Below are 3,488 nucleotides of genomic sequence, written 5' to 3'. Positions count from 1 at the left end.
CTGATTTTTATCAGACAATACATCAAGCAAATCATGGAATACAAGGTTGATTTTGTGGTTGGTGTTTTAGGTGTCTTTCTGACCCAAGGTTTGAACCTCTTGTTTCTCAATGTACTCTTTCAACATATCCCCTCGCTTGAAGGCTGGACCTTTCAAGAAATAGCCTTTATTTATGGTTTTTCCTTGATTCCCAAGGGATTGGACCATCTCTTTTTTGACAATCTCTGGGCACTAGGGCAGCGCTTGGTGCGAAAGGGAGAATTTGACAAGTATCTGACTCGTCCTATCAATCCTCTCTTCCATATTCTGGTTGAAACCTTTCAGATTGATGCCTTGGGCGAACTCTTGGTCGGTGGCATTTTATTAGCGACAACGGTGTCTAGCATTGCTTGGACTCTTCCCAAATTCTTGCTTTTCCTAGTCTGTATCCCCTTTGCGACCTTGATTTATACTTCCTTGAAAATTGCGACAGCCAGTATCGCTTTTTGGACCAAGCAGTCAGGCGCTATGATTTACATTTTCTATATGTTTAATGATTTTGCTAAGTATCCCATTTCCATTTACAATTCGCTTCTTCGATGGTTGATTAGCTTTATCATCCCTTTCGCCTTTACGGCCTACTATCCTGCTAGCTATTTCTTACAGGACAAGAATGGACTCTTTAACATTGGTGGTTTGATTCTGATTTCTCTTGTCTTCTTTGTCATTTCCTTGAAACTCTGGGACAGAGGATTGGATGCCTACGAAAGTGCTGGTTCCTAAGAGGGAAATGTAATGATGGGAGAGATTTAGTTAAAAACTCCATTACTGTCTGAAGAATTTGCAGAAGAGCATTCTTTGTTGATTGTCTATTTAGCGAGATCAGATAGTGAGGTATGAATAAGTGATCAATTAGATGCAGTATAAAGACAAGGTTTTCTGCCTTGTCTTTTCTGTTATAATGTAAGGGATGTATCTTTCAAATTTTTTCTTTTGGAATGAATAAATTCTACTTATCTTTCTAAAATGGTAGAATAGGTTTAAGATTTGTTTGATAAGTAATAAGGAGACTCTAATGAAATTGAGATTGGAAAATAAAGAATCTGAACGAGCACAGGAACTTGGGAATTTAATCCGAGCTTATAATCGCTCCAAAAGGGAAGCTTCAATAAGTGAGCCTCTCAATATCTTTGTCGAAGATGAGGATGGAAATTTAATGGGCGGCCTAGTAGCCGAAACGTTTGGCTACTGGCTTGAAATTGAGTATTTATATGTGAGTGAGGCTTTACGAGGGCAGGGGCTTGGCTCGGATATTTTGCAAAGGGCGGAAGAGGAAGCTCGTGTCAGGAAGTGTAAGTATTCATTTGTGGATACCTTTCATTTTCAAGCGCCAGATTTTTATAAGAAGCATGGCTACGAGGAGGTGTTTAGATTAAAAGAATATCCTTATACAGGTGAGCGATATTATTATACGAAAGAGTTATAATTTATCAAAGGACGGATAGCAGATTTCTACCTGACAAATGTAGGGATTTTTGGTATAATATCATGAGGTGATTTTATGGCAAATTTGAATAGATATAAGTTTACATTTGGAAACAAAACCTTAACTTTAACAACAGAACACGATAATCTTTTTATGGAAGAAGTGGAGCGGGTTGCTAAGGAAAAATATAAGGCCATTAAAGAGCAGATGCCTGCGGCAGATGATGAAGTCTTGGCCATTTTGTTGGCGATTAATAGTTTATCTACCCAGCTCAGTCGCGAGATTGAGTTTGACGATAAGGAAAAAGAATTGGAAAGTCTTCGTCACAAAATGCTTAGCGAGTTAAGAGAAAAGTCAGCTAATACAGGGGAAAGATAGTGTTTGCGATTATTATTTTACTAATATTAGCTTGGAGCTTTTATATTGGCTACTCGCGTGGGATTGTTCTGCAGGGATATTATGCTGCTATGACGATTGTATCCATGCTGGTGGCTGGAGCTCTATATCAGGGCTTGGCTAAGTCTATTAGCTTGTGGGTGCCCTATGCTAGTGCTGTTAAAGACAGCTCGACTTATTTCTTTGCAAATTCCCAACTTTTCCATTTGGATAAGGTTTTTTATGCAGGGCTGGCTTACCTATTTGTTTTCAGTTTTGTTTATATAGGAGGCCGCTTTTTTGGGATTTTCGTAAATTTAATTCCCTATCCGAATAAGTGGGATACCAAAGTTTTCAATATGGTTAGTGGGGCTATTGCGGTCTTCATCTCACTCTTTGTCATCGAGATGGGACTGACTATTTTAGCTACTGTCCCCATGTCCTTTATCCAAGAACGCTTAAATTCGAGTTTGCTAATTCGGTTTATTATCAATCACACGCCTGTAACTTCATCCATTTTACATGACCTTTGGGTCACAAAAATTATCGGATAATTAAGACTCAGTTGCCCTGTAGCTGAGTTTCTTTTTCAGTTTAAATCATATAGAAATAGAATGAACATGATGAATCATAAAATTTTAGAAACTTTGGAATTTGATAAAATCAAGGAGCTTTTTTCTCCCTATCTGCTGACTGAGCTGGGAGAGTTGGAGCTGAAGCAGCTCCAGCCAAACAGTAAAAAAGAATCAATTGCTGCCTCTTTTTTGGAAATGTCCGATATGCGGCAGATTTTTGTGCAACATCCGCGCTTTAGTTTGGGAGCGATTCAGGATATTAGGGGCTTGACCAAGCGCCTAGAGCTGGATAGTGACCTTAATATTGAGGAGTTTTTAGCCCTCAAGCGGGTCTTGGCTGTAACGCATGAGCTGGTGTCCTTCTACGAGGACTTGGAGAATGTCCAATTGGAGCGTCTGGATCGTCTTTTTAACAATCTAGTAGAGTTTCCTAGTATTCAGGGAAGCCTGCAAGCTATCAATGATGGGGGCTTTCTCGAAAGTTTTGCTAGTGAAGAGTTGAGTCGTATTCGTCGGAAAATCCAAGAAAATGAAGTTCAGGTTCGAGATATTCTTCAAGAGATTCTCAAAACCAAGGGTGACATGCTGGCAGACCAAGTGGTGGCCAGTCGGAACGGCCGTAATGTACTACCTGTGAAAAATACCTACCGTAATCGTATTGCGGGCGTCGTTCACGATATTTCGGCCAGCGGTAGTACAGTTTACATTGAGCCACGGGCGGTGGTTAATCTCAATGAAGAGATTGCCAGCAGTCGAGCAGACGAGCGCTATGAAATTCAGCGGATTTTGCAGGCCATGTCGGATATGATACGGCCTCATGCGGCTGAAATTGCCAACAATGCTTGGATTGTCGGGCATCTGGATCTGGTGCGTGCCAAGGTCCGCTTCATGCAGGAGACGGGAGCGGTGGTGCCAGACCTGTCGGAGGAGAAGGATATTCAACTGCTTAGTGTCCGCCATCCCCTGATTGAAAATGCAGTGGCTAATGACCTGCATTTCGGGCCGGACTTGACAGAGATTGTCATTACCGGGCCTAATACGGGTGGTAAGACCATCATGCTGAAGACCTTGGG

At 41.2% G+C, this 3,488-nt stretch carries 4 protein-coding genes and 1 pseudogene; all 5 read left to right on the top strand.

The window, feature by feature from the left end:
- Nucleotides 1-762: ABC transporter permease (locus Q0191_RS09135; protein WP_297665835.1), on the top strand; the 762-nt coding region annotated here is incomplete at its 5' end.
- Nucleotides 763-1,054: 292 nt separating this feature from the next.
- Nucleotides 1,055-1,465 (top strand): GNAT family N-acetyltransferase, encoded by a 411-nt coding sequence (locus Q0191_RS09130; protein WP_297665833.1) that lies wholly within the window; start codon nucleotides 1,055-1,057, stop codon nucleotides 1,463-1,465.
- Nucleotides 1,466-1,540: 75 nt separating this feature from the next.
- The gene (gene zapA / locus Q0191_RS09125; protein WP_125372347.1) at nucleotides 1,541-1,843 is read left to right on the top strand and encodes a cell division protein ZapA; all 303 of its coding nucleotides are present in this window, start codon (nucleotides 1,541-1,543) and stop codon (nucleotides 1,841-1,843) included.
- Nucleotides 1,843-2,394, top strand: a complete 552-nt coding sequence (locus Q0191_RS09120) for a CvpA family protein (RefSeq protein ID WP_297665829.1) — start codon at nucleotides 1,843-1,845, stop codon at nucleotides 2,392-2,394. Before zapA ends, Q0191_RS09120 begins: the two co-directional genes overlap by 1 nt.
- Nucleotides 2,395-2,463: 69 nt before the next feature.
- Nucleotides 2,464-3,488, top strand: a pseudogene (locus tag Q0191_RS09115) (endonuclease MutS2); the annotation flags it as partial.

Origin of the sequence: uncultured Streptococcus sp. (genome assembly GCF_938036805.1) — a bacterium.
Taxonomy (GTDB): Bacteria; Bacillota; Bacilli; order Lactobacillales; family Streptococcaceae; genus Streptococcus.
The sequence above is the reverse complement of the archived record's forward strand: the minus strand, read 5'-3'. Positions and strand labels throughout refer to the sequence as shown.

Bases quoted from the DNA above. Each gene is read 5' to 3' on its own strand.
- Q0191_RS09130 (WP_297665833.1), top strand. From the start codon at position 1,055: ATGAAATTGAGATTGGAAAATAAAGAATCTGAACGAGCACAGGAACTT.
- zapA (WP_125372347.1), top strand. From the start codon at position 1,541: ATGGCAAATTTGAATAGATATAAGTTTACATTTGGAAACAAAACCTTA.